This window comes from Paenibacillus sp. B-A-8 (assembly GCF_048572915.1).
GTDB lineage: Bacteria > Bacillota > Bacilli > Paenibacillales > Paenibacillaceae > Paenibacillus_AQ.
On the sequence record NZ_CP183882.1, the window covers coordinates 3500612 to 3524957 of the forward strand.

At 43.5% G+C, this 24346-nt stretch carries 17 protein-coding genes; 15 read left to right on the forward strand and 2 right to left on the reverse strand.

Going from position 1 to position 24346, the window contains the following annotated elements; genetic code table 11:
- The 7 genes from ACN6MV_RS15465 to ACN6MV_RS15495 all read left to right on the forward strand — a co-directional run bounded on the left by ACN6MV_RS15465 (position 1) and on the right by ACN6MV_RS15495 (position 8237).
- Positions 1-1182 carry a NupC/NupG family nucleoside CNT transporter gene (locus ACN6MV_RS15465; RefSeq protein WP_375102987.1) on the forward strand — a complete coding sequence of 394 codons (1182 nt, stop codon included), beginning with the start codon at positions 1-3 and terminating at the stop codon, positions 1180-1182.
- Positions 1183-1202: 20 nt separating this feature from the next.
- Positions 1203-2390, forward strand: coding sequence for a phosphopentomutase (gene deoB, locus ACN6MV_RS15470; protein WP_419884311.1), 1188 nt, complete (start codon positions 1203-1205; stop codon positions 2388-2390).
- A 396-nt stretch (positions 2391-2786) separates the two neighbouring features.
- Positions 2787-4490, forward strand: a complete 1704-nt coding sequence (gene treC / locus ACN6MV_RS15475; RefSeq protein ID WP_419884312.1) for an alpha,alpha-phosphotrehalase — start codon at positions 2787-2789, stop codon at positions 4488-4490.
- 50 nt (positions 4491-4540) lie between these two features.
- A complete protein-coding gene (gene treP, locus ACN6MV_RS15480; RefSeq protein ID WP_419884313.1) occupies positions 4541-6511 on the forward strand; it encodes a PTS system trehalose-specific EIIBC component in 1971 nt (656 codons plus the stop codon).
- 223 nt (positions 6512-6734) lie between these two features.
- Positions 6735-7454, forward strand: coding sequence for a trehalose operon repressor (treR, locus tag ACN6MV_RS15485; RefSeq protein WP_419884314.1), 720 nt, complete (start codon positions 6735-6737; stop codon positions 7452-7454).
- A gap of 253 nt (positions 7455-7707) precedes the next feature.
- Positions 7708-7977, forward strand: a complete 270-nt coding sequence (locus tag ACN6MV_RS15490) for a hypothetical protein (protein ID WP_375102992.1) — start codon at positions 7708-7710, stop codon at positions 7975-7977.
- Positions 7978-8048: 71 nt separating this feature from the next.
- A complete protein-coding gene (locus tag ACN6MV_RS15495) occupies positions 8049-8237 on the forward strand; it encodes a hypothetical protein (RefSeq protein WP_042127876.1) in 189 nt (62 codons plus the stop codon).
- A 229-nt stretch (positions 8238-8466) separates the two neighbouring features.
- Here the strand turns inward: ACN6MV_RS15495 and ACN6MV_RS15500 are convergent, their stop codons facing one another.
- Complete coding sequence (locus ACN6MV_RS15500) at positions 8467-8952, reverse strand: copper amine oxidase N-terminal domain-containing protein (RefSeq protein WP_419884315.1); 486 nt, start codon at positions 8950-8952, stop codon at positions 8467-8469.
- Positions 8953-9128: 176 nt separating this feature from the next.
- Between ACN6MV_RS15500 and ACN6MV_RS15505 the strand changes: the two genes are divergently transcribed.
- The 6 genes from ACN6MV_RS15505 to ACN6MV_RS15530 all read left to right on the forward strand — a co-directional run bounded on the left by ACN6MV_RS15505 (position 9129) and on the right by ACN6MV_RS15530 (position 20706).
- Positions 9129-11042, forward strand: a complete 1914-nt coding sequence (locus ACN6MV_RS15505) for an AraC family transcriptional regulator (RefSeq protein WP_419884316.1) — start codon at positions 9129-9131, stop codon at positions 11040-11042.
- Positions 11043-11407: 365 nt separating this feature from the next.
- Positions 11408-12685, forward strand: a complete 1278-nt coding sequence (gene codB / locus ACN6MV_RS15510; protein WP_419884317.1) for a cytosine permease — start codon at positions 11408-11410, stop codon at positions 12683-12685.
- The gene (locus ACN6MV_RS15515) at positions 12654-13922 is read left to right on the forward strand and encodes a cytosine deaminase (protein ID WP_419884318.1); all 1269 of its coding nucleotides are present in this window, start codon (positions 12654-12656) and stop codon (positions 13920-13922) included. Before codB ends, ACN6MV_RS15515 begins: the two co-directional genes overlap by 32 nt.
- 342 nt (positions 13923-14264) lie before the next feature.
- Positions 14265-15734: a hypothetical protein gene (locus ACN6MV_RS15520; RefSeq protein WP_419884319.1), complete on the forward strand. Its 1470-nt coding sequence runs from the start codon at positions 14265-14267 to the stop codon at positions 15732-15734.
- Between the two features lie 430 nt (positions 15735-16164).
- Positions 16165-19461, forward strand: a complete 3297-nt coding sequence (locus ACN6MV_RS15525) for a chitinase N-terminal domain-containing protein (RefSeq protein ID WP_419884320.1) — start codon at positions 16165-16167, stop codon at positions 19459-19461.
- A gap of 261 nt (positions 19462-19722) precedes the next feature.
- The gene (locus ACN6MV_RS15530; protein WP_341112989.1) at positions 19723-20706 is read left to right on the forward strand and encodes an alpha/beta hydrolase; all 984 of its coding nucleotides are present in this window, start codon (positions 19723-19725) and stop codon (positions 20704-20706) included.
- 82 nt (positions 20707-20788) lie between these two features.
- On the opposite strand, the gene ACN6MV_RS15535 is transcribed toward ACN6MV_RS15530, so the two are convergent.
- Complete coding sequence (locus ACN6MV_RS15535) at positions 20789-21424, reverse strand: TetR/AcrR family transcriptional regulator (RefSeq protein WP_419884322.1); 636 nt, start codon at positions 21422-21424, stop codon at positions 20789-20791.
- Between the two features lie 80 nt (positions 21425-21504).
- Here ACN6MV_RS15535 and ACN6MV_RS15540 point away from each other — a divergent pair, with 80 nt between their 5' ends.
- Together ACN6MV_RS15540 and ACN6MV_RS15545 are read left to right on the forward strand one after the other, a co-directional pair.
- Positions 21505-23352, forward strand: a complete 1848-nt coding sequence (locus ACN6MV_RS15540) for a hypothetical protein (RefSeq protein WP_419884324.1) — start codon at positions 21505-21507, stop codon at positions 23350-23352.
- Positions 23353-23407: 55 nt separating this feature from the next.
- A complete protein-coding gene (locus ACN6MV_RS15545; protein ID WP_341112994.1) occupies positions 23408-24259 on the forward strand; it encodes a GNAT family N-acetyltransferase in 852 nt (283 codons plus the stop codon).
- Positions 24260-24346 lie beyond the last annotated feature (87 nt).

Sequence of the window (24346 nt, forward strand, 5' to 3'; positions counted from 1 at the left end):
ATGCACTATCTAATTTCTGTTGCCGGTTTAGTTATTGTTCTATTACTGGCATGGCTTGGAAGTAACAATAAGAAAAAGATTAAATATCGTCCAATCATTGTAATGATCGCTATTCAGATAGGTTTGGGATTAATTATCCTAAAAACGAGCATAGGCGAATTCTTAATTAAAGGCTTTGCTGATAGTTTTGCAAAATTACTTGGCTACGCCAATGAAGGTATTGACTTTGTATTTGGCGGGATTGCAAATGAAGGGGCGCATACATTTTTCCTTTATGTTTTGATGCCAATTGTTTTTATGTCAGCATTAATAGGGATTTTGCAACATTATAAAATATTGCCATTCATTATAAAGTATATTGGTTTGGTACTGAGTAAAATAAATGGCATGGGCAAATTGGAATCCTATAATGCAGTTGCAGCTGCAATTGTAGGACAAAATGAAGTGTTTATTTCGGTGAAAAACCAACTGGGATTATTGCCAAAACATCGCTTGTATACATTATGTGCGTCCGCAATGTCGACGGTATCCATGTCAATCGTTGGTTCATATATGACGATGCTAGAACCTCGATATGTAGTAGCTGCATTAATATTAAACCTTTTCGGTGGATTTATCATTTCATCCATCATTAATCCATATGAAGTTACACCTGAAGAAGATATTGTTGAAGTTCAGGTAGCGGAAAAACAAACGTTTTTTGAAATGCTGGGCGAATATATTATGGATGGCTTCAAGGTAGCCATAGTAGTTGGAGTAATGTTGGTTGGTTTTGTGGGAATCATTGCTCTAATTAACGGGGTCTTCAGCGGAGTATTCGGTATTTCGTTTCAAGGAATTTTAGGGTATGTCTTTGCACCAATCGCCTTTCTTATCGGTGTGCCATGGCATGAAGCAGTTGATGCAGGCAGTATTATGGCGACAAAGCTTGTTGCGAATGAATTCGTTGCTATGCTTGACTTTGTTAAGATCCAAGACGGTTTAAGTGGACGTACTACAGCCATTGTCTCCGTTTTTCTAATCTCATTTGCTAACTTCGGGTCCATTGGTACCATTGTGGGTGCCGTGAAGGGATTGAATGAAAAACAAGGGAATATCGTAGCTCGATTTGGATTAAAGCTGTTATTCGGTGCCACACTTGTAAGCGTTTTATCTGCTTTGATTATCGGTATCATATTCTAGTTGAATCAAGGAGTATTAACATGAAACAAACACCCCGGTTTAAGCGTGTTTTCGTCATCGTTATGGATTCTGTAGGTATTGGTGAAGCTCCAGATGCTGAAAAGTTTGGGGATACAGGATCACATACATTACGGCATATTGCGGAACAAATGAATGGACTACATGTTCCTGTGTTATCCAAGTTAGGGTTAAGTCATATTGACCAAATAACCGGAGTTCCCAAGGTAGATCAGCCTTTAGCTTATTGCTCAAAAATGCGAGAGGCTTCAAATGGAAAGGATACGATGACAGGCCATTGGGAAATCATGGGTTTGCGAATTGAGGTGCCTTTTAAAGTGTTTCCTGAAGGATTTCCATATGAATTAATTAATGAATTAGAAGAAAGAACGGGAAGAAAGGTAATTGGGAATAAACCCGCTAGCGGTACTGCTATTCTCGATGAGCTTGGACAAGAGCATATGGACACCGGTGCACTCATTGTCTATACATCAGCAGACTCAGTGATTCAAATTGCCGCTCATGAAGAGGTTATTCCTTTGGAAGAACTGTATCAAATCTGTGAGATTGCCAGAGAGATTACTTTACGCGAGGACTACATGTTAGGTAGAGTGATCGCAAGACCGTTCCTCGGACAGCCCGGAAATTTCAAAAGAACATCGAACCGCCATGATTATGCCTTGAAGCCTTATGGAAGAACCGTGATGAATGAGCTCAAGGATGCTGGGTTAGATGTACTAGCGATTGGCAAAATCTCAGATATATATGATGGAGAAGGTGTCACCAAGTCTTTGCGCACAGTGTCTAACATGGATGGCATGGATAAACTCATGGAGACCATTCATAGTGATTTCACAGGACTTAGTTTCTTGAATCTTGTTGATTTTGATGCTCTTTATGGTCATCGTAGAGATCCGATCGGGTACGGGAAAGCACTAGAAGAATTTGACGAACGATTGACGGAAGTTCTCGCGGAGCTGAGTGAAGATGATCTTCTTATGATTACGGCAGATCATGGCAATGATCCCGTTCATACTGGTACAGATCATACCCGCGAATATGTGCCTTTACTCATCTACAGTAAGCGTTTCAATCAACAATGTGAGCTTCCTGTATGTAAGACATTTTCGGATATTGGAGCAACCATTGCGGATAATTTTGGTGTAGCCCTGCCACAATTTGGACAGAGCCTCCTCCAGGAACTTAAATAAAACTAAATTTGTTATGAAGCAGGATACCTAACTTATATTTCGTAAAAAGGTATCCTGTTCGTCTTTTTAACTGGACATCTACGTATACAGAAAGTCGCTAAGAAAGCGGCTTTTTTTGTTGTGATTTTGAACAAGTATTTAGACGGGAAATAAATGAAAAAGAATAATTGATTATCAAATAGGTTAATAAAAGACAAACCATCAGGCAATACCCTTTTCCAATGAATCGTAGTTAAGAGTATCGGTATAAATGTTCTTGTCACTTCTTTTGCTAGGGCTTAGATAATTATTAGTATTGACAACCTGTATATACAGGTTTAAACTGTGGATGTGTTTGGACTTGTATATACAGGTTTAATATTTGACATAAAGTAATTCATTTTGGAGGTGTTCAACTTGAGTCAGTCCCAGAATTCAGAATGGTGGCGCCTGTCCACGGTGTATCAGGTGTACCCAAAGAGCTTTAAGGACACTACAGGCAACGGAACAGGAGATATTAAAGGACTTATTGAAAAGTTAGATTATTTACAGACCCTTGGAATTGATATTGTCTGGTTACAGCCGGTTTATGTTTCGCCGCAACATGATAACGGTTACGATGTTGCGGATTATGAAAATATTAACTCGGATTTTGGAACGATGGAGGATTTCGACGAGTTAGTACAGGAATTGCACAGACGCGGAATGAAGCTAATGATCGATATCGTGGTTAACCATACTTCAACAGAACATGAGTGGTTCAAACAATCCATTTCAAGCAGGAACAATTCCTACCGTGATTACTATATCTGGAAGGACCCAGCTCCGGACGGAGGCTTACCCAACAACTGGCAGTCGAAGTTCGGAGGCCCTGCCTGGCAGTTCGATGAAGCTTCGGGACAATATTATCTAACTCTCTTCGATAAAACCCAAGCGGATCTGAATTGGGAGAACGAGAAGGTCCGTAGAGCAGTGAATGATATGATGCTATTCTGGGCTAAAAAGGGTGTCGACGGCTTCCGCATGGACGTAATTAACTTAATTTCCAAGGATCAGGGCTTCCCTAATGATGACGGAAGTGTTCCGCCGGGGGATGGACGAAAGTTCTATACTGACGGTCCACGTGTTCATGAATACATCAAAGCGATGTATGAAGAGGTATTTGGTCCGTATGAGATGGTGACTGTAGGAGAGATGTCCTCAACTACACTGGAGCATTGCATCAGGTACTCGAACCCTGAAGAACGGGAATTTTCCATGACGTTCAATTTTCATCATTTAAAAGTCGATTATCCGAATGGACAGAAGTGGGAGCTAATGCCCTATGATTTTGAGGCGATGAAACGGTTGTTCACGCAGTGGCAGACTGAAATGCAGAAAGGCCGGGGCTGGAACGCATTATTTTTTAACAATCACGATCAACCGCGTGCCCTCTCCCGATTCACTGATGATAAGGTCTACCGGGTGGAGAGCGCCAAGCTGCTCGCGACAACGCTGCATGGACTTCAAGGGACACCTTATGTCTATCAGGGGGAAGAAATCGGTATGCCAAATCCGGTATGGAATAGTATCGATGAGTTCCGTGATATCGAGTCACTGAATATGTTCCGCATATTGTGCGAACAAGGGAAAAGCCCTGAGGTTGCCTTGAGTATTCTTCAGGAACGTTCACGGGATAATTCCCGAACGCCAATGCAGTGGGATGACAGCCGAAATGCCGGATTCACCACCGGTACTCCATGGCTGAAAGTTGATGAACGGTATCCGGACATCAATGTGCAGAAGGAGCTAGCCAATCCCAAATCCATCTTCCATCATTACCGCAAGCTAATTGCGTTGCGCAAAGAGTATGGGATATTTATAGACGGTGTATTCAAGAGACTCGATGAAGCACACCCTGAAGTATTCGCTTACGCTAGAACAGGAGATGGGGAAGCGCTTGTCGTGGTCTCAAACTTCAGCAGTAAACACATTACCTTCCGCTTTGAAGACAGTCACTGGTCCGAATTGTCATCGAGGGGCAAGGACGAGCTCCTGATTGGGAACACAACAGATACACCTGCTTTAACACAAGAGCTTCAGCTTAGTCCTTATGCTTCCTACATGTGGTTAATCCGCTAACGAGGTGTACTTGAGAAGGAGCACAAATCAATTATGTAAGGAGTGAAAATATGGCTATAGACCGCAAAAATGTTGAGGATATTGTACGGGCAATTGGGGGCAAGGAGAATATAGAGGTTGCGACACATTGTGTAACCCGGCTGAGATTCTCGCTGTATGATGAGAGCAAGGTGGATTCGAAAGCCTTGGACCGCAACGAACTAGTAAAGGGACAATTTTCTAGCCAAGGGCAGTTTCAGATCGTTATCGGACCGGGAACTGTAGATAAAGTATACGATGAAATGATTCAGATCACAGGCGGTTCTCGTTCTTCCAAAGATGAAGTGAAATCCGCGGCTGCCCGAAAACAGAATCCGCTGCAGCGTGCGATCAAGACGCTGGCTGATATATTTATTCCTATTCTACCGGCTATCGTAACCGCAGGTTTGCTGCTAGGGATCAATAATATTTTGACCGGACCTGGTATCTTCTTTGATAATCAGTCGCTGGTGGATGTCTATCCCGCATGGAAAGACATTGCTGCGATTATTAATACGATTGCCAGCACAGCCTTTACCTTTTTACCAGCACTTATCGGTTGGGCAGCTGTTACACGGTTCGGTGGCAGTCCTCTGCTCGGGATCGTTTTGGGTCTCATTCTAGTGCACCCGGATCTATTAAGTGCCTATAACTATGCAAGTGCTTCCACTGAGGGAACTGTTCCAACCTGGAATTTGTTCGGCTGGCATTTGGAGAAGATCGGTTATCAGGGACAAGTATTGCCAGTGCTGGTTTCGGCCTATATTCTGGCAAGGCTGGAGAAGTTCCTCAACCGCCGGGTGCATGATTCCATTAAACTGCTGGTTGTTGCGCCAGTGACTTTACTGATTACAGGTTTTCTGGCCTTCACCATTATCGGACCGGTTACGTTTGGCATTGCCAATGCCATCACCTCCGGCCTGATCTTTGTATTTGATCATTTTGCACTTCTTGGTGGCTTGATTTACGGCGGATTCTATGCGCTTCTGGTCATCACTGGTATGCATCATACCTTCTTGGCGGTTGATGTGCAGCTCATCGGCAGCGAGGGCAGCACTTTCCTCTGGCCGATGTTAGCGTTATCCAATATTGCACAAGGTGCAGCGGCACTGGCAATGATGTTCGTAGTCAGAGAACAGAAGGCAAAAGGCTTAGCGGCTACATCTTCCGTCTCTGCATTCCTCGGCGTGACGGAGCCGGCGATCTTCGGAGTGAATATCCGCTATCGTTATCCTTTCATCTTCGGGATGATCGGCTCAGGGATTGCAGGTATGCTTCTTACCGTTAATCAGGTTCGCGCTTCTTCCATTGGCGTAGGCGGGATTCCCGGCTTCCTTTCGATATTCCCGAACCAGTGGGGCGTTTTCTTCATTGGCATGCTTATTGTTCTCATTGTGCCATTTGTCGCCACTGTACTCTACGGCCGTTCTGTGGTGGGGCGTTCCGAAAAGAACTCAGCTACAAAGGTTACTAGTACTGTGAGCGAGACAGACAATTTACACAGCCGCCCTATAGTTCAAGAGTCACAGGACTCCGTGAATATTCTGGAGCTTATCTCTCCGCTCAGTGGAACTGCAGTACCATTGGAACAAGTTCCCGATCCCGCCTTTGCCGAGAAGCAAATGGGCGATGGCATTGCAATCGAACCTTCTGAGGGTAAAGTATATGCACCCTTTGATGCTACAGTAGCTCATGTGATCAAGAGCAAACATGCGCTTATTCTGGAGCATGCCAGCGGTGTGCAAGTACTCATCCACGTGGGAATTAATACCGTGTCACTTAAAGGTAGCGGATTTACCACCTTTAAGAATATTGGAGACAAGGTGCAGGCAGGTGAGCTTCTGCTGGAATTTGATATGGAAGCTATCCGTGCAGCAGGTTACCCGTTGATTACTCCAATCATCATTCCAGTAGGTCAGGAAATGATCGAGAAGATTGAAGAGAAGACAGGACCAGCTACGGCTAAACAAACAAGTATCTTGACTGTTCATCTCAAGGGTTGATAAATGTTATATTGGCAAAGACTTTATATTATAGAAAGACAGCCCCCAGGGGCTGTCTTTCTATAAATTTATATGTTCCACGGTATATAATCCTCTTATATTACTTCGTGAAACGGTTTCGTCTTTAAAGGACGACAAAGTCGTTTCTTCTTGTGTGCCGTATTCTAATTGAATCGATGCTTCCAAAGGCATGACGTGATACAATAAAGGGCGGTGATCAAAATTGAGAGAAAATAAATATTTGCAAATTTATAATGAGTACAGCAACCAAATTCATTCTGGACAACTGCTGCCGGGAACCAAGCTGCCTTCCGAAAGTGAACTTGCTGAAGCTTACAGCACTTCACGAGAAACCGTTCGCAAAGCACTGAACCTCTTGTTCCGTGAAGGATACATTCACAAAATCAAGGGCAGAGGCTCCTTTGTGCTTGACATGACGAGAATGGATTTCCCCATTACCGGTTTGATATCATTTAAAGAGATGTCCGATACACTGGGTACTACCTCACGGACACTGGTAGACCGGACGATAAGTGAGCCGGCAGGCGCCGCGCTCGCCAGACATCTACAGATTCCGCCTGAAACCCTGGTTTGGAAAGTAATTCGTGCCAGAGAGATTGAAGGAGATCGGATCATTTTGGATAAGGATTATTTCCGAGCGGATATTGTTCCATTCCTAAACGAGGAAATCGCTGAAGGCTCACTCTATGAATATCTGGAGCAGGAGTTGGGGCTTAAAATCAGTTATGCGAAGAAGCTGATATCCGTTGAGCCCTCAACCGAGGAGGATCATCGATTACTTGATTTGAAGGGCTTCTCACATATTGTAGTAGTCCGAAACTATGTTTATCTGGAGAATACAGTGCTTTTCCAATATACCGAGTCCAGACACCGGCTGGATAAATTTCAATTCGTTGATTTTGCCCGAAGGGTGAGACGGTAAGCTTAAAGAGGGGTATTCCAATTAGGGATACGCCTTTTTTTTGCGCGGAGTTTTTAAATTGGTATTAATGGAATGAATTGATGATTCATTTAAAGCTGTCTTCACAGAAATAGAAAGTACAAATTGTAAGTGTTTGGAGCATAAATAATGATTTACACAACTGAAAGTAATCTTGCTCAATAATGTCTTTCCCAAATTCTACAGTTATTCGTGTGGTAAAATTAGGATGAATAAATCTTGGGAGGAGAGTACATTGAGACTCGAACTTGTTATAATCATTTTTCTACTGTTCTTAAATATTCCGGTATATAAGGTATTGTTTCGCGTGTTCTTTGCGGATAATGATGATTATAACGAAACAGTTAGACATACTTTTACACCTAACATCATTTCATTATTCCGAGGAGAGTATTGGAAGGATAGAATGAATACGGCAAGACTTCAGTTTTTTATAATGATTTGCGTCGGGATCGTAGTTTTAGAATATCTTGTTTTGACTAAAGTTATAGAAATTCTTGCATAAGCACCGCTCTATTATGGAAAACTTCTATAGTGCGAATAAACAGCATAATTCCATTTTGGGAGGATAGCATTATGACAAATCTGGATCCGCAAGAGCTTCTAAAAAGTAAACATAAGCTAGATGAGCAAAAAAGGCAGTTCACAAATTTTGCTCGAAGTGCTTCCGGCCATGGTGAAGTAGAAGCAGGTCAGGAATTCAGTAATGACCGAGTGCCTGACGATCAAAACCGCATGAAATCTGTTGAGAACAGACAAGATTGACCTTAGGAAAACTTTAAAAATAAGCCGATCCTTTCTGGATCGGCTTAGCAGATGATTATTACTTTGTAATGTGTTGTTTCAATAAGTATTGAATGCCCGAAGAAATGAATTGTAGTCACGGACATAAATATGGACACTTTGAGTTTGTGTGGAGAAGGTTTATGTTTGGGAGTAAATCAAAAGCCACATAGAAATAGATTTCGGAAGAAATAAAGATTAAGGATCATAATCATGCAGATTTCTTTGGAATTGAATAGAAAATAATTTTCTTTTCATGTTTGTCAATTTGATAATGTAAACCCAGACTCTTGGCGATAAGAGAGATCGGTAAATATATTCGGTCATTTATTATTGTTGGAGCCACAGCGAGTTTCACTTTTAAGCCATCATCTCCATATCCTTGTTCTGTGTATGGATTCATACCTTTAAGGTAAGCCGTTGTATTGCCTATTTCAAATTCTAATTTGGTATAACCATCTGTCACTATAATCAATTTGGTATTTTCCTGAGGTTTAATTTTAAAGTGATAAGCATTAAAGAAAGGTGCAGCGGGCAGCAGTGTAGTATTTGACTCATTAACAGCAGTTATATCTCCCGAAATCCTCTGTTTTTTAATGAAGATTTGGTAGTCGACTTCATCTGCAGGAGCTGCTGCCGCAGTTAGAATTGCAAGTGACAAAACAAAGATTGTATTCATTATGAATCTCATTTTCATAGTTGTTCTCCCTGTTACAAATTAGTTATCCTTTTTACCCATATTTTAACACTATTCTGGCTAGTAATCATTTACAAGTATTTTGCGAAGAGGAGCTCAAATAAATATCTCGACTGTTATTGATAATGGTTATCATTTATGATTATCATTAGAAAGATAACGGAGGGGCAATCATTATGCACAAAAGCAATCAAATATTTCTTTGGGATCAAGCGACGGTCAAGTTAATGGACGTACGCCATATTGAAATGGTGCAAGGCGAAATACTTCAAAAATATAAGATTCCAGCCAACATATTTTTACTATCGGTACATGGAAGTGCTCAAGTTCAGTTAGATCGGTCTGAATTTTCTTTTACAGGATATCAATTTTTGCATAGCGGAAAAGGGGCGACCCTCAATATTGTTCCAACAAGCGAAAAATTTGTTTACTATATCATTTATTACCGTGCATGGATTCATGAAGAGGATCTCTTCCAGTCACAATATTGTTTTACCCCTGATGCACCCATTTTACTTTATAACAAAATTCAAATGATGTATCAAAAATGGAACGAGCAAGAAGAGAGACTCAACGTAAAATCACTTTTTTATCAATTCATTCATCAGCAATTAACAGAGTTACATAGAAAAGAGACTGAGGTGAAACAAACAAGTGTAGCAGTCCAAGTAATCACCTATATCCAGGAGTACTACGCGGAGCCTATCACATTAGATTCTCTTGCGGAAGTATTTAATTTTAGTGCTTATCATTTGTCATCATTGTTTAAAGAGTACACAGGTATGAGTCCGATTGATTACTTAATTTGGTTTAGGCTTGATCTTGCAGCAAAGCTTTTAATGACAACAGATGCTTCTGTGGGGGAAATTTCAGCAAGCGTTGGTTATAATGACGTTTATTATTTCAGCCGAATTTTCAAGAAAAGAAAGGGAGCTTCACCTGCACATTTTAGAACAAGAGAGATACAGCGAGTTGTTGAAAATCCATCAAACTTCCCCACATCCTCTATTTTTGAACACATCGTTCAACAGTATATTAATAATGATAATCATTATCATAATACGGATAAAGGGGAATTACATATGTTTAAAATGACAAAATCTCAGACGACGGCAGCTTTACTGCTTTGCGGTTCTCTATTATTAAGTGCTTGCTCCAGCGGGACGGGCACAGCTGCGAAGGAGCAAAGCGCAGGGAATGGAAACGTAAATCAAACAAAATCAGAAGAAATTTTGAAAACCCGAATAGTATCAACACCTAAGGGAGATGTAGAAGTACCCGCAGAGCCGAAAAGAGTGGCATCTGATCAATATATGGGACATTTATTGAAATTAGGTATAGTTCCAATCGGTGTAAGAACGTTTATGCTGGATGAAGGTTGGATGGAAAAGGCAGACATTCCCAAAGAAACGATCGACAAAATTGAAGATTTAGGAAATTTCCCTTTAAACCTGGAAAAATTAACGATGCTAGATCCGGACTTAATTATCGGCTCAATCGATGAAAATATAGAACAATATGAGAAAATTGGAACGACTGTTTTTCTGCCTTATTGGGAGGGGTTAACAACAGCAGGGCCGCTTGATAAGTTTAGGAGTGTAAGCAAGATTTTTGGAAAAGAAAAAGAAGCAGAAGAATGGATTACGGAATACGAACAGAAAGTAGCTGAAGCAAAGTCAAAACTATCCGGGGTGATCAAGGAAGGGGAGACCGTCTCGGTTGTTTCATTTTCAGAAAAAGCAGTATACGTCTTAGCGGCAAAGGGCGGAAACTATGGATCTTCGACTATCTACAATATGCTGCAGCTGCCTCCAACAGAAAACGCAAAAAATATGGCGGAAGGGTTTGAATCGATTTCACTTGAAGTTCTTCCAGAATACTTAGGTGATTATGTTTTTGTATATAACGGCGATGCTGATGCAACCAAAAAAGCAATGGAAAGTAACATTTGGAAAGGCATACCTGCAGTGAAAAATGGCAAAGTTTATTTATATGGTGATAACTATCATGATGAATTCGTAATGGAGGACCCATTTTCATTAGAGCTTCAACTTGATACAATTGTGAATTTATTACTTGGCACTACTTAATAGTTTAATAGATGCGGAGTGCCATATGGAAGGCGTGGTCGACATCATCCTATTAAAAATTCCGAGTGCAGCTTTCAAATGAAGATTCTAATCAATGGATATTAATGACATTGACATCCAAAGGTTTTTCTAAAATAATAGAATGTAATTAAATACTGGTACCTTTAATTCAGTCCAGAGAGGCTGACAAGGACAGCGGATTTTTATAATCAGCTAAGAATCAGGGCATATTCCGTCAAGGGATGCTCTGTGTCTTCGCGCGGGTTATGATGAACAAAAGAGGCTACTTGTCAGATTGATTTGACGAGTAGCCTCTTTTGTTTCTGCTTTTTTGGTATCAGGACACTTTATATGGGGGTATTCTGATGAGTAAACAAGATCAAGAGTTTTCGTGGCAAGCGGTGCCGAAAACGCAGAGAAATCATTTTGGGAAGACGTTTTCCGTCATGTTGGCGTTCACTTTCTTTTCCGCAAGCATGTTGGCAGGAGGAACGTTAGGGGTCAGCTTGACATTCATGGAGTTTATTGGAATCGTGCTTGCCGGTAATCTGGCACTCGGCATCTATACGGGAGCTCTGGCACATATCGCTGCCAAAACAGGTCTTTCCACGCATTTGCTTGCAAAATATGCGTTCGGTGAAAAAGGATCGTACCTTCCTTCTTTCCTGCTTGGCTTCACACAGGTAGGATGGTTCGGTGTCGGTGTAGCCATGTTCGCGGTACCGGTCGCCAGAGCGATGGACTGGAATGTGTACCTTCTGATCTTCGTGTTTGGTCTCGCAATGACGGCATCAGCCATCTTCGGCATGAAGTCGCTCGTCATTCTGGGTTATATAGCAGTTCCGGCCATTGCAATTCTCGGTGGTTACTCCGTGTTCGAAGGAGTTAACACGCTGGGTGGTCTGCAAGGGTTGCTCGATTACTCACCAACAGAGTCGCTTACCGCAGCAGCAGCATTGACCATTTGTATCGGGTCATTCATTAGCGGCGGAACGTTGACGCCCGATTTTGCCCGGTTTGCAATGACGTCCCGGCAGGCGGTTACAGCCACTGTCATTTCGTTCTTTCTTGGGAACTCACTTATGTTCCTATTCGGCGCAGTCGGCGCAATGGCTTACAATCTAGCTGATATCTCGGAAGTCATGTTCTTGCAAGGATTGCTCATTCCTGCAATCATCGTTCTGGGGCTGAACATCTGGACGACCAACGATAATGCACTTTACGCTTCCGGGCTGGGCTTTGCCAATATCACTAAAATATCGAAAAAGTTCTTCGTTATTGTGAACGGCATCGTAGGTACAGTATTTGCCATGTGGATGTACAACAACTTCGTCGGTTTCTTGAATGTGCTGGGCGCAGCGATACCGTCCATCGGAGCTATCATCATCGCAGACTATTTTATTGTGAAGCGCAGAAACTATAAACCATTTGCCGACATGACTTTCAAGAATGTAAACTGGATAGCGATGGTGGCATGGGCTATCGGTGTGGCCTTTGCCCAGCTGGCTCCAGGAATAACACCACTCAATGCACTTATCGGAACAGCGGTTGTATATACCGTGTTGATGCTGATCGTTTCTGCGAGAAAATCCAAAGAAAAGGGGAATTTAAATGATTATACAAAACGCAAAATTGCGGGGTAAAGAAGGTTTATGGAATATTGTAGTGAAAGATGGGAAGTTTGAGCTTATCACGCAGTCACTGGAATCAACTGCGAATGAGGAAGTAATTGACGTTAACGGCTCACTTGTGCTGCCGCCGTTCATTGAACCTCATATTCACTTGGATACAACGTTAACAGCTGGTGAGCCGGAATGGAATTTGAGCGGAACACTATTTGAAGGCATTCAGCGTTGGTCAGAACGTAAAGCCTTCCTGACGCACGAAGACGTTAAAACACGCTCTAAAACTGCACTGAAGTGGCAGATCGCGCAGGGTATCCAGCATGTAAGAACACATGTAGACGTCACCGATCCAAGCTTGACCGCCGTTAAAGCGATGCTTGAAGTGAAAGAAGAAATGGCACCATTCATTGACATCCAGCTTGTCGCTTTTCCACAGGAAGGTATTCACTCCTACCCGAATGGCGTAGAATTACTAGAAGAGTCGCTGAAAATGGGCGTTGATGTGGTGGGTGGTATCCCACACTTCGAATTTACAAGAGAATATGGCGTCGATTCGATGAAGGTTGTGTTTGACCTCGCTGAAAAGTACGACCGCCTGATCGACATCCATTGCGACGAAATCGATGACGAGCAATCCCGTTTCTTAGAAGTTGTAGCCAAAGAAGCCTACGAACGCGGGTTTGGCTCCCGCACGACAGCAAGCCACACAACGGCGATGGGTTCATACAATGATGCCTATACGTACAAACTGTTCAGATTACTGAAGATGGCTGACCTAAATTTCGTCTCCAATCCTCTGGTTAACATCCATCTGCAGGGACGCTTTGACACTTATCCGAAAAGAAGAGGATTAACTCGCGTCAAAGAACTGCTGGAAGCCGGACTTAATGTATGCTTCGGTCACGATGATATCTTTGATCCATGGTATCCGCTAGGTACAGGCAACATGCTTCAGGTACTCCACATGGGCATTCATGCTTCTCAGTTGCTCGGATACGACCAAATCGTAAATTCAATCGATCTTATTACAAAAAATAGCGCAAGAACGTTGAATATCGAGGATATGTATGGCATTGAAGAAGGTAAACCTGCCAACTTCATCGTTCTTGAAGCAGAGAACGAGTATGAGACCATTCGTAAACAGGCCGGAGTTCTTTATTCGTTCAGAGCTGGGCGCAAAATCGCGGAAACAAAGCCGCGGGACACTTCGATCATTCTTGAGAATGGTTCGGAGAAGATTAATTTCAATAAATAATGGAATGAAGCATGCGCTGCATCAAGCAAAGCCTGCCTTTTAGCCAAAAGTCCCCTCATGTTAGACAGGGCTATAAGAGATCACGTGATCGTGAACTCTTCCTGTATACATGAGGGGATTTTTTTGATTCTTGTATTTCGGCACAATAAATTTGCTATAAGTACATTGCAAAGAGAAAAAAGTGTGGAATTTTATAAATATTGGTTGTTATATTCGTTTTTCAGTGAAACTACGGATGATACACTTAAGTAAGCGCTTTCTATTAATGGGATGGAAGAAAGGAGTAAAAAATACTTGAATTAATTTTATTACTAAGTACAAAAACAGGAGGTTATGAAGTAAATGATGACTAAAAAACTAAGGCCACTTACGATTGCTCTGCTGTTGTTTTTTCAATCGGTTCCTATGGAGATTAGCGCCGCGGCCACAGTATCTGCAGTAAAAAATGATATAGCGAATACTAGCCTTTCTGCGAAAGTCGGTGATTTAGGTCAGATAGAAGAACTGTATATCAATAATAACCCTACCAATAAAAACGGAGAGCCTATCAATTTTGTTCTGCCTAACGACACAATCCCTCAAAACAATATCCAGCACCAATGGATGGGCGAAATGATTTTTTCTTATCGTACTGGTGACAGTGAACAATTCCCTGACAACAGAGAGGGCTTTCTAGAGGTAGATACCAATAAAACGCTTGCGGCCGGCGGATCAACAAAATACTCCGATATCAATCCTAATAATCCCTATATTGCGAAAACAGCCTCAGGAGACGGTAAGAAAGTGGAAGTCAACTTTATCGGACAGAACCTGGACTCCACAGCCCAGCGCGTAATGAAAGGCTTTGACGTGAAGTCCGTATTTGATATGGATACCCAAGACGGTTCGATGCTGTGGGAAATCACCGTGAAGAACAAAAGCGGAAAATATATTGAATTCGGTGATATCGGTTTGCCCATGCCTTGGAATAACAAATACCAGACTTTATCTGATACCTATGACGACCGTGTAACCGTGCATAATTTTGCCGGCGCCGACAGCGGGTATGCCTATGCTATACAGCATGTAATTTCCTTCGCCGCTGGTGCGGCAGTCGGTACAAAAGAAGGCACATATACGGTCGAGCTCATTGCCAATGACGGACAGAAAACGGGTTCCGGCCAAGTAACCTTTCAACTGGCAGCAACTCCTGAGAAACTGCCGCCGGAAATTGGCCAAGTGACTGTAACTCAGGATGTTACGAATAACAGTAATCTGGTATTATCCGGCGAGGCAATACCTGATCCAGTGCACAGTGCGGTATTTGAACCTACTTTGTCGTATGCATGGACCGTTAAGCAAAAGCCTGATGGTGCTGGAGAGATTACTTTTGTAGGAGGAGACAAAGCAACGGCATATGCGCGCGTCAGTAAGGCAGGCACCTATGTGTTTACCTTCACAGCGGCAGACGAAGATAAGAAGGATAGTAAGGATGTAACGATTGAGCTTAAAGAAGACACCAACGACACTTACCGGGCAATTAGCTTAGTGACAAAGAAAGAAATATCCCCGATACTTCCCGCCCAGGTGAATATTCTATCAGATTACGGATTCATGGAGAGGGAGACTAAGTGGGATGTAATTGATCCTGACAGCTATGCGAATACAGGTGAATTCGAAGCTAGAGGGACAGTCAAAGACAGCGATCTAGAAGTACGAACCACTGTATATGTCGTAAATGCAGGGCTGCAAAACGCAGCGCTGACAGCCACCCCGTCTGCTAGCTTCTCCGGCGGTGACGGGTATCCAGAAGCAATGAATAACGGCACCTGAGCCCTAAAGGCGAGACAACAAGAGCAGAAGCTGCACAGGTTCTGTATAATATTTATTTACATCAATGAAGATAAAAGGGATTTAACAATGAAATGGCTGTCCAATAAGTTCTAAAAAGAAAAAGGTACGGAAAACGTGATGTTTTTCCGTACCTTTTTTCTATTGCAGTTCTTTCCGAATAATAAGAACGATATTCCTGTTTGAACGCTTAGGACGTCCCGGACCAAAACTCCAGTATCACTAAGACTTTTTTCATAGCTTATTTCCAAGATTCGACCTTGTTTTCACCCACTGTATAGGCCCAAAGTATAAATTTACAACACTTTACATAAATATATATTTTTCTTAACCCTTATGAGATAGCATATTAGACGAAAGCGGTGGACAATTATGGAAAAATCCGCCGATCTATTTCTTAAGGAGGAAGGATATGAAGAAGAAGCATTCAAGTTGGAAAAAGAAGCTGCTAAATAGCATGCTGGTTGCATCTGTTGCCGTACCTCTGCAATTGTTCGCATTCGGAGCCGACTCGGCGATATACGCTGAGGGGCCAAGTGACCCCGCACCATTTATTGAAGCCAAAGTGGTCAATGAGCATTCAGGCCAGAAAATTCTGTTCGACAATACTCACGCGCAGACAGCCGGGGCGGCCGACTGGGTTATCAACGGTGCCTTTTCCGACTTTGGCAATGCACTTGCGCAAGAAGGCTATTATGTCAAGGAACTTCGTAAGACCACTCCCATTACGCTAGGCGATCTTTCCAGCTATGATGTCTTCGTCGTAGCCGAATCTAACATTCCATATAAATCCAGCGAACAGGCAGCCATGGCGGAATACGTGGAAAACGGCGGAAGCATCTTCTTCATCGGCGATCATTACAATGCGGATCGCAATAAGAACCGTTGGGACGGCAGCGAGGCATTCAACGGGTACCGCCGTGGAGCTTGGGATAACCCGGCTAAAGGCATGAGCACCGATGAGGCTGGCTCTGCAGCCATGCAAGGCGTGGTCAGCTCCGATTGGCTGGCGGATGAGTTCGGCGTCCGGTTCCGCTTCAATGCGCTCGGTGACATTAACGCAAACAACATCGTGGCTCCCGAGCAAGCCTTCGGTATTACAGCAGGAGTATCAAGTGTAGCCATGCATGCCGGCTCTACGCTGGCAATCCTCGACCCAACCCGGGCGAAGGGCATCGTCTATCTGCCTAAAACCAACAATGCTTGGGGCAACGCAGTGGACCAAGGCGTCTACAATGGCGGCGGCGTAGCGGAAGGTCCTTACGTAGCCGTGGCGAAAAAAGGAGCCGGCAAAGCCGCTTTTATCGGCGACTCCTCCCCGGTCGAGGATGCCACGCCAAAATATTTGCGCGAGGATACCGGTGCCAAGAAAACGACTTACGACGGCTTCAAGGAAGCTGACGATGCTGAGCTCTTGGTGAACACCGTTAACTGGCTCGCCGAACAGGAGAGCTATACAGATTTCACCCAGGTAAGTGGCTTAACGCTGGATCAGCCTACACAATTGCATCCGTTCGAAGAGCCGGCACTCTCCACCGAACCGCAGTCAGAGCCATGGGCCGCGCCGAACGCCGGTTATAAATGGTATGACCGCAGTACCTTCAAGGCAGGTTCTTACGGCGGAGCAGCGGCTACAGCAAGTGCGGTGTACAATTTCACACACCAGACTGTACTGCCGAACGCACAGGATTTCCAGATTCGTGTCAGCGCAGATAATCTGCCTGCCAATACCAGCGTATCAGGCTTCCAATTAGGCATCTACCAGGTGAGCAGCGGAGCCCAGATCGCCAAGATCCAGAACAGCGACGGCACTTGGCCGAGCAGCTATGGTTACAGCGCCAACTTTAGTCTGACATCAGACCTGAATGGCCATGCCTACAAAGATCTGACCGTGCAGATCAAACCGGGTACCACGGCTGCATCTAACCTGCGCTTGCGCCAGAACGGAACGAACCTGAAGACCGATTCGGTAACGCTCGGTAACGTCCCAGCAGAACCGCTTCCGGACGAAGAAGATCCGATTCCGGCGACCGTTTCCATCGGCGAAGCCCGAACCAAAATAGTCGGGTCGTTGGTGACAGTTGAGGGAATCGTAACGACTGAGCCGGGTATTTTCGGCGGGCAAACCTTTTATCTGCAGGATGAGAGCGGCGGTCTTTATGTCTACCAGAGCCAAAGTGGCTACCATGCCGGTGATACGGTCAAGGTAACTGCGTCCACGGCGCTGTACAATTCGGAGCTAGAGTTGACCGATGTTGTACAGATCGAGAAGACCGGCACAGTCGAGCTGCCTGAGCCCGTTGCCGCACCAGCGGTGAACGATACCAATCAAGGTCAGCTGCTCAAGCTTAATGACGTGAAAGTGTCGAATATCATCACCGCAACGCCAAGCGGTTCCTTTGAATTTGACGCCGTCGCCAATGACGGGACAAGCAATCATATCCGAGTAGATGTCCGGACGGGTATCACAAAGGACAGCTTCCCTTATGCGGAAGGACAGAAGCTTAATATTACGGGCGTAGCCGCGATCTTCAAAGGCGTATACCAGCTCAAGCCTAGAAGTCTCGGAGACTTCAGCGTGGTGGAAGCAGAGGCGGCTCCGGTAACGACAGCGACGTTGTCGGTGAATCCGAACGCTGCTGGCTGGTTGAACCAGCCCGCCGAAGTGACCCTGAAGGCCGACTCCGATACAGCAAAAGTTTATTACTCGTTGAATGGCGCCGCACAAGCCATATACAGCACTCCGTTGGCCGTAAGCAAAGACGGACAGAATACGCTGACTTACCATGCGGTTTCGGACAAGGGGAAGGCGGAAGAAACCAAGTCACTGAACCTTAATATCGACACGGTTTCACCGACAGCGGAGCTGACGGAGTCTGGTCATGCGGTCGGCGATGTGGATGAGGAAGCCCAGCTTAAGTTTGTATTGACTGCCGAAGATAACCTGTCTGGCGTAACCTCCAAACAGCTTCTACTGGATGGACAGCCCATAACCGACGGACAGACGCTGAACGCTGCGGAGCTGGCTGTTGGGCTTCATACTGTAAGCTATGTCGTGATCGATGCCGCAGGCAACACTACCGAAAAGAGCTACAAGTTCCAAATTACTGGCGGAGCTGCACTCGCAACTGACAAGCCTGGTCAGCCGGTGTTGTCCTCGAACAGCGGCTACGGTAATGGACTCAGTGAAGGCAACTTTACCGTCACCATGAACCTCTGGTGGGGCAATAACGCTACCAGCTATAAGCTTTATGAGAATGGCACGCTGATCGATTCCAAGTCGCTGAAGGATGTATCACCGTCCGCCCAGACGACAAGCACAGTGCTTCACAGCAAGCCGAACGGCAACTATGTTTACACAGCGGAGCTGACCAATAAATATGGCACAACTAAGAGCCAGCCGCTCACGGTGACGATACGCGACGCCGCTCCGGGCAAGCCGGTTCTGGCCCATGACAACTGGGACGGAGACGGTTCTTATAAAGTAACGATGAATCTGTGGTGGGGTACTAACGCCACCGAGTACCGCCTTTACGAGAACGGGCAGCTAATTGACACGCAAGCGCTAAACGCCAACACGCCAGCAGCGCAGAGCACTACAACTGATGTCACTGGCCGCGCTTCCGGCATGTATGAATACCGGGCGGAGCTGGTCAATGCAGCGGGAGAGACCTTAAGCGATACCATCAAGGTAACCGTCAGCCGTTAATGAGATGAGCGCTTAAGTCTTGTACGAAGTATTTCAAGGGCTGCATATGTAACAACATATGTAGAATCATACGATTGAAACAACCTAGGGTGCATGCCTTAGGTTGTTTTAGTTTTGATTTCAATGCATTTAGAGATTGCTTTCTTTTTGGCTTGTTCATATTCCGTTCATATTCTCGTCACGAAGAGTACATCTTGGTTGATTACACTTTGAACATGTAGTCAAGGCGGCACTTCAGATACAGGGACAAGGAAGGGAAGGATGAACGTGGCAAATATGGTGGAAATAAAAACAACGGGGACTAAGAGCCACAAGAAACGAAACCTATGGTTAAAAATAATCGGAGGTATTGTAGGAGCGCTCGTGCTGTTCATGGGCATCGTTTTTATCGTTAATGTTATCAGCAACGGGGTCGAGAAAAAGAAAATCGAATCGTATGGCCAGTATGTCAATGTGGACGGGAAAAAGATGAATGTGCTCATTCAAGGCAGCGGAGATCAAACCGTTGTGCTCCTTCCGGGACAAGGAACCCCGACGCCTGCGCTTGATTTCAAATTATTGATCGATGAAATTTCCCCCAATTATAAAGTCGTGGTGGTCGAGCCTTTCGGTTATGGTTTGAGCGATGAAACCAAGAAAGAAAGAACGACAGAAAATATTGTAAGTGAGGTTCACGAAGCTCTGCAGCAACTGGGTATTAACAGATACATTCTAATGGGACATTCTATAACTGGACTTTACGGAGCATCCTATGTGAACACCTATCGGGATGAAGTTGTTGCTTTTGTCGGCATCGATAGCAGCGTTCCCAATCAACCTGGTATGGATGTCAAATTGCCTATAAAATCGATGCAGTTTCTCAAAAAATCAGGTCTTATGAGATTGGTCCAAAAAGTGAGCGGAGATCCGTATGAATCGCTTGCATTCGATGAGCATACCAAAGAACAGATGCGTTTGATTTCGAATCAAGTTGCGGTCAATCCAACGTTAATGAATGAATTGAGCCACCTCGGTTCCAATTTTAAAAATGGAGAAAAACTCACAATTCCAAATGACTTGCCGTTGCTTCTCTTTGTTCAATCGAATAATGAGCACAATAAACAGTGGATTCCGCTTCATGAGGAGCAAGTCAAACAATCCGCACAGGGAAAAATGATCCCGATGGAAGGTTCACATTACCTGCATCATACAAAATACAAAGAAATCGCCGAAGCATTCAAAGAATACATGAAGCAGATCCAATAGAATGGTTGATAACTAAACTGCGGAGCCGAACTTGGTTCCGTGGTTTCTTTATTTTGACATTAAAAAATACGATATTTAAACCTTATTCCTGGGACATTGGAGTTTGGTATACATAGAGACAAATCTTGGTCATCTCATCAATGGATTTTGTAAAGTCGGATTGTATCCATTTGAGGAGAACATTATAGAGGGCTCCCGCTTTAAAGTATATACGATATATATTCTCTTCGCTTTTGTCCTGAGCAGTAGAGAGCATCATTTCATTCAAGCAATCCAGAATCACATGATCAAACTTCGCGCTTTGAAGAGCCTTGTAGATGCTACGCTGTTGAAAAATAACTTCAAAAAGCACTTTAATAAATTTTTGAGGTTCTTTGACTTTGCCTGTTAATTCATTGGTGTAAGGCAAGAGTTTTTGATTAATTTCAAAAATAAGCGAATCGACCAAATCCACCAGGATCTCTTGCTTGGAGGAATAGTTATTGTAATAAGCCGTTCGAGAGACTCCTGCGTGCTTCACAATATCGGTGATGGTGATTTTGTTAAACGGCTGTTCCTGGATCAAATAGACTAATGCCGTGCAGATGGCCTCTCTTGTCAAACGGTTGGTTTCTTTATTGGACTGATGATGAGAGGTATTTGGACTGTATAATTCATGATTTGAGATGACATTTCCCCTCCGTTTGTACATTCTGGTGTTCGTTTCATTGTTTTTCATGAGTCTTTTCAATATGCTAAAACCATAAGGCATTACAAATGTAATGTCAAAATAGTAGTTAGATGAAATAGGAGGGCGTCATGTTAGAAAACTTATATAGACGATTGTCAGCGGTGCTGCTTTTGACCTTAGCACTCTGTGCTACGGTATTTATTGGCAAAGAGACGGTAATCTCGATAGTTACCATTGTCTTTTTATTAGCAGAATTAGGCATCTCTTTTTTGCATTTAAAAAAGCGTGAGAAGTTACATGTGGTATTCATTAGTGTGGTGGCGGCGGAAGGGTTGTTTTTACTAACAGAGGAATTTTGGCTGCTTGCGCTTTCTATCCTGCTGCTGATCGTAGCGGGCATATGGAGAGGACTGTTTTGGCAAAAGGAGAGTAGAAGAGTCACTGCGTTTCTAGTGGTTCGAAGAGTGTTATTTAGCCTCGCAGCTCTTATCGTCACTGTACTTTGGGGTATTGGAATCTATGCAAAACCTATTACAAAGCCTGTGGCATTAGCAACGAATGCGGCAGTGACGATCGATGAACATACATTGGATTCTGCAGCAGTAATGCTGAAGGATATTGAGGTAATGAATTCTTTTGGAAGCCGTACAACCGGCTCTAAGGGTCACAATCAATTCATTACATGGCTGGAGCAGCAGGTAACGGATATGCGGTTGAATGTTTATCGTGATCGTTATACCTTTGACCGATGGGAAGAAAAGAGCAGTTCTTTAATGATTGATCAGCAGGAAATTCATGTCTCTTCAGCTTTCCCCTATTCCGGAGAGACTGACGAAAAGGGCGTAACAGGGGAACTGGTGTATACGAAGCGTGGTGAATATGACCAGGCCAGCGGGAAAATTGCTGTCATTGAAATTGAGAATTTTAGAAATTTCCCAAGTGGGATCGTAATGAACATGCGGGATTCATCTCCAATGGAAAGCCAAATTGCTCCAAATGAAGGCGATCTAGTTCTCACTACAGCTTTAAAAGAAGCTAAATTGGAGCAAGCGAAGGAAATGGGCGTAAAAGCAGTTGTTCTAGTCTGGAAAGGGGTCTCCGATGATAAGGTTGCAAAGCAATATGTGCCTTTTACCACCGATTATGCTGGAATCCCTGCGATCTGGGTTAATGAAACGGATGGGCAGAAGGTGATCAGCGCAGCTCAGGAGCATAAAGAAGGTACAGTTATTTTAGAAGCAGAAATACAAAAAAATGCTCCAACAGAATCCTTTTATGTGAAAATTGACGGTAAAAATAAAGACGAAGCGATAATCGTAAATACGCATACGGATGGGATAAATGTAGTGGAGGAGAATGGTGCTGTGGGCATGCTGTCCATGATTCGTTACTTACAGCAGGAGCAGCCGGAACGTACGATGATTTTCGCTTTTGTGACAGGGCATTTTAGATTACCGGATTTCAAAGGGTCTTCTCAAGCAACTTCCACCTGGATGGAGGGACATCGAGAGCTCTGGGATGGCAATAAAGACCATTTAACAGCTGTAGCTGGAATTACGGTTGAACATTTAGGCAGCATGGAGTGGAAGGACGATATTACGGGTCACTATGGCCCTACTGGACAAATAAGTACTGAATATACTTATGCGGGCAATGAAATGATGGCAGCCATTTGGCTGAAGGCTATTGAAAAGACAGATAGCACACGTACTGTATTATTGCGTGGACATAACAAGTTTGAGTTTGGAGAGAGTCAGCCTTTATTTGAATCAGGTATACCTGTAATTGGCTTCATTCCAATGCCCGATTATCTACTAGTGAATAGTGAAAACAGAGAGATGGATAAGTTTGATGCAAAGCTAATGCATACGCAAATTGTATCGTTACTGAAAGCGGTCAAGCTAGTGGACGCAACGGAGACGACTAAGCTAGGGAAATCAGACGGGTATTCTTTTTTCTATGGCCGAACTAAATGAAGGAAGTTGACTGCATCATAAGTCATAAAACTAAAAGTAAAGGAGAGAAAACTACATGTTGATCAAAAATGTTGAGGACCTTGTATTAGAAGAGTTTACAACTTGCTTTAACGAAGCCTTCTCCGATTATGTCATTCCATTTCAAGTTTCTTCGGAGCAATTAGCTGATAAGTTTGCAGGTGCGGAAGTGAATTATCAGTTGTCGTTCGGTGCTTATGATCAAGATAAGCAGGTTGCATTTGTTATGCATGGCATCGGTGAACATAACGGTAAAAGAACTGCATTTAATACCGGTACAGGAGTCATTCCTTTATATAGAGGGAAAAGGCTAGTCGAACAAATTTATCGTCATGCTATTCCCTTTTTTAAAAAACATCATATTCAAAAATGCTTGCTTGAAGTGATCCAAACCAATGATAAAGCTATAAAAGCGTATACCGCCATAGGATTTCAAATTCATAGAGAATTGGTTTGTTTCAAGGGGCGCATTGATGTAACCCTTCCGGACGATCTTAGTTTTACTTCCATTGCTACGGTTCGACTGGAAGATTTGGATTGGACATCGGTACATTCTTACTGGAATTTCGAACCATCTTGGGAACAATCTGTTCATGCAATTTTACGAAACCCGCATTTATACGATGTGGTCACGATAAGGGAAGAGAATAAGATTTGTGGATACGCGGTAATAAAATCGGCCAACGGAGCAGTTCTACAGTTCGGTGTTTTGCGAGAAAAAAGAAACCGAGGATTTGGACGTTCCTTATTTCATTGGATCGGAAAGAGATATCCAACCATTACCGTCAATAATGTAGACAAAAGAGATAGAAATTCTATACGTTTCCTTCAAGGAGTTGGTCTTGACGTATACATCGAGCAATATGAAATGGAAAAAGATTTGTCATGACGAAGATGACATAGCGATGCCATTGGTAAGCATTACGATATTTAATTCAAAAACACTGATGATTTGAGTCAGTGTTTTTTATATTGA

Bases quoted from the DNA above. Each gene is read 5' to 3' on its own strand.
- deoB (WP_419884311.1), top strand. From the start codon at position 1,203: ATGAAACAAACACCCCGGTTTAAGCGTGTTTTCGTCATCGTTATGGAT.
- ACN6MV_RS15465 (WP_375102987.1), top strand. From the start codon at position 1: ATGCACTATCTAATTTCTGTTGCCGGTTTAGTTATTGTTCTATTACTG.
- ACN6MV_RS15525 (WP_419884320.1), top strand. From the start codon at position 16,165: ATGAAGAAGAAGCATTCAAGTTGGAAAAAGAAGCTGCTAAATAGCATG.
- ACN6MV_RS15520 (WP_419884319.1), top strand. From the start codon at position 14,265: ATGATGACTAAAAAACTAAGGCCACTTACGATTGCTCTGCTGTTGTTT.
- ACN6MV_RS15500 (WP_419884315.1), bottom strand. From the start codon at position 8,952: ATGAAAATGAGATTCATAATGAATACAATCTTTGTTTTGTCACTTGCA.
- ACN6MV_RS15495 (WP_042127876.1), top strand. From the start codon at position 8,049: ATGACAAATCTGGATCCGCAAGAGCTTCTAAAAAGTAAACATAAGCTA.
- ACN6MV_RS15505 (WP_419884316.1), top strand. From the start codon at position 9,129: ATGCACAAAAGCAATCAAATATTTCTTTGGGATCAAGCGACGGTCAAG.
- ACN6MV_RS15535 (WP_419884322.1), bottom strand. From the start codon at position 21,424: ATGAAAAACAATGAAACGAACACCAGAATGTACAAACGGAGGGGAAAT.
- codB (WP_419884317.1), top strand. From the start codon at position 11,408: ATGAGTAAACAAGATCAAGAGTTTTCGTGGCAAGCGGTGCCGAAAACG.
- treP (WP_419884313.1), top strand. From the start codon at position 4,541: ATGGCTATAGACCGCAAAAATGTTGAGGATATTGTACGGGCAATTGGG.
- ACN6MV_RS15540 (WP_419884324.1), top strand. From the start codon at position 21,505: ATGTTAGAAAACTTATATAGACGATTGTCAGCGGTGCTGCTTTTGACC.
- ACN6MV_RS15545 (WP_341112994.1), top strand. From the start codon at position 23,408: ATGTTGATCAAAAATGTTGAGGACCTTGTATTAGAAGAGTTTACAACT.
- ACN6MV_RS15515 (WP_419884318.1), top strand. From the start codon at position 12,654: ATGATTATACAAAACGCAAAATTGCGGGGTAAAGAAGGTTTATGGAAT.
- ACN6MV_RS15530 (WP_341112989.1), top strand. From the start codon at position 19,723: ATGAACGTGGCAAATATGGTGGAAATAAAAACAACGGGGACTAAGAGC.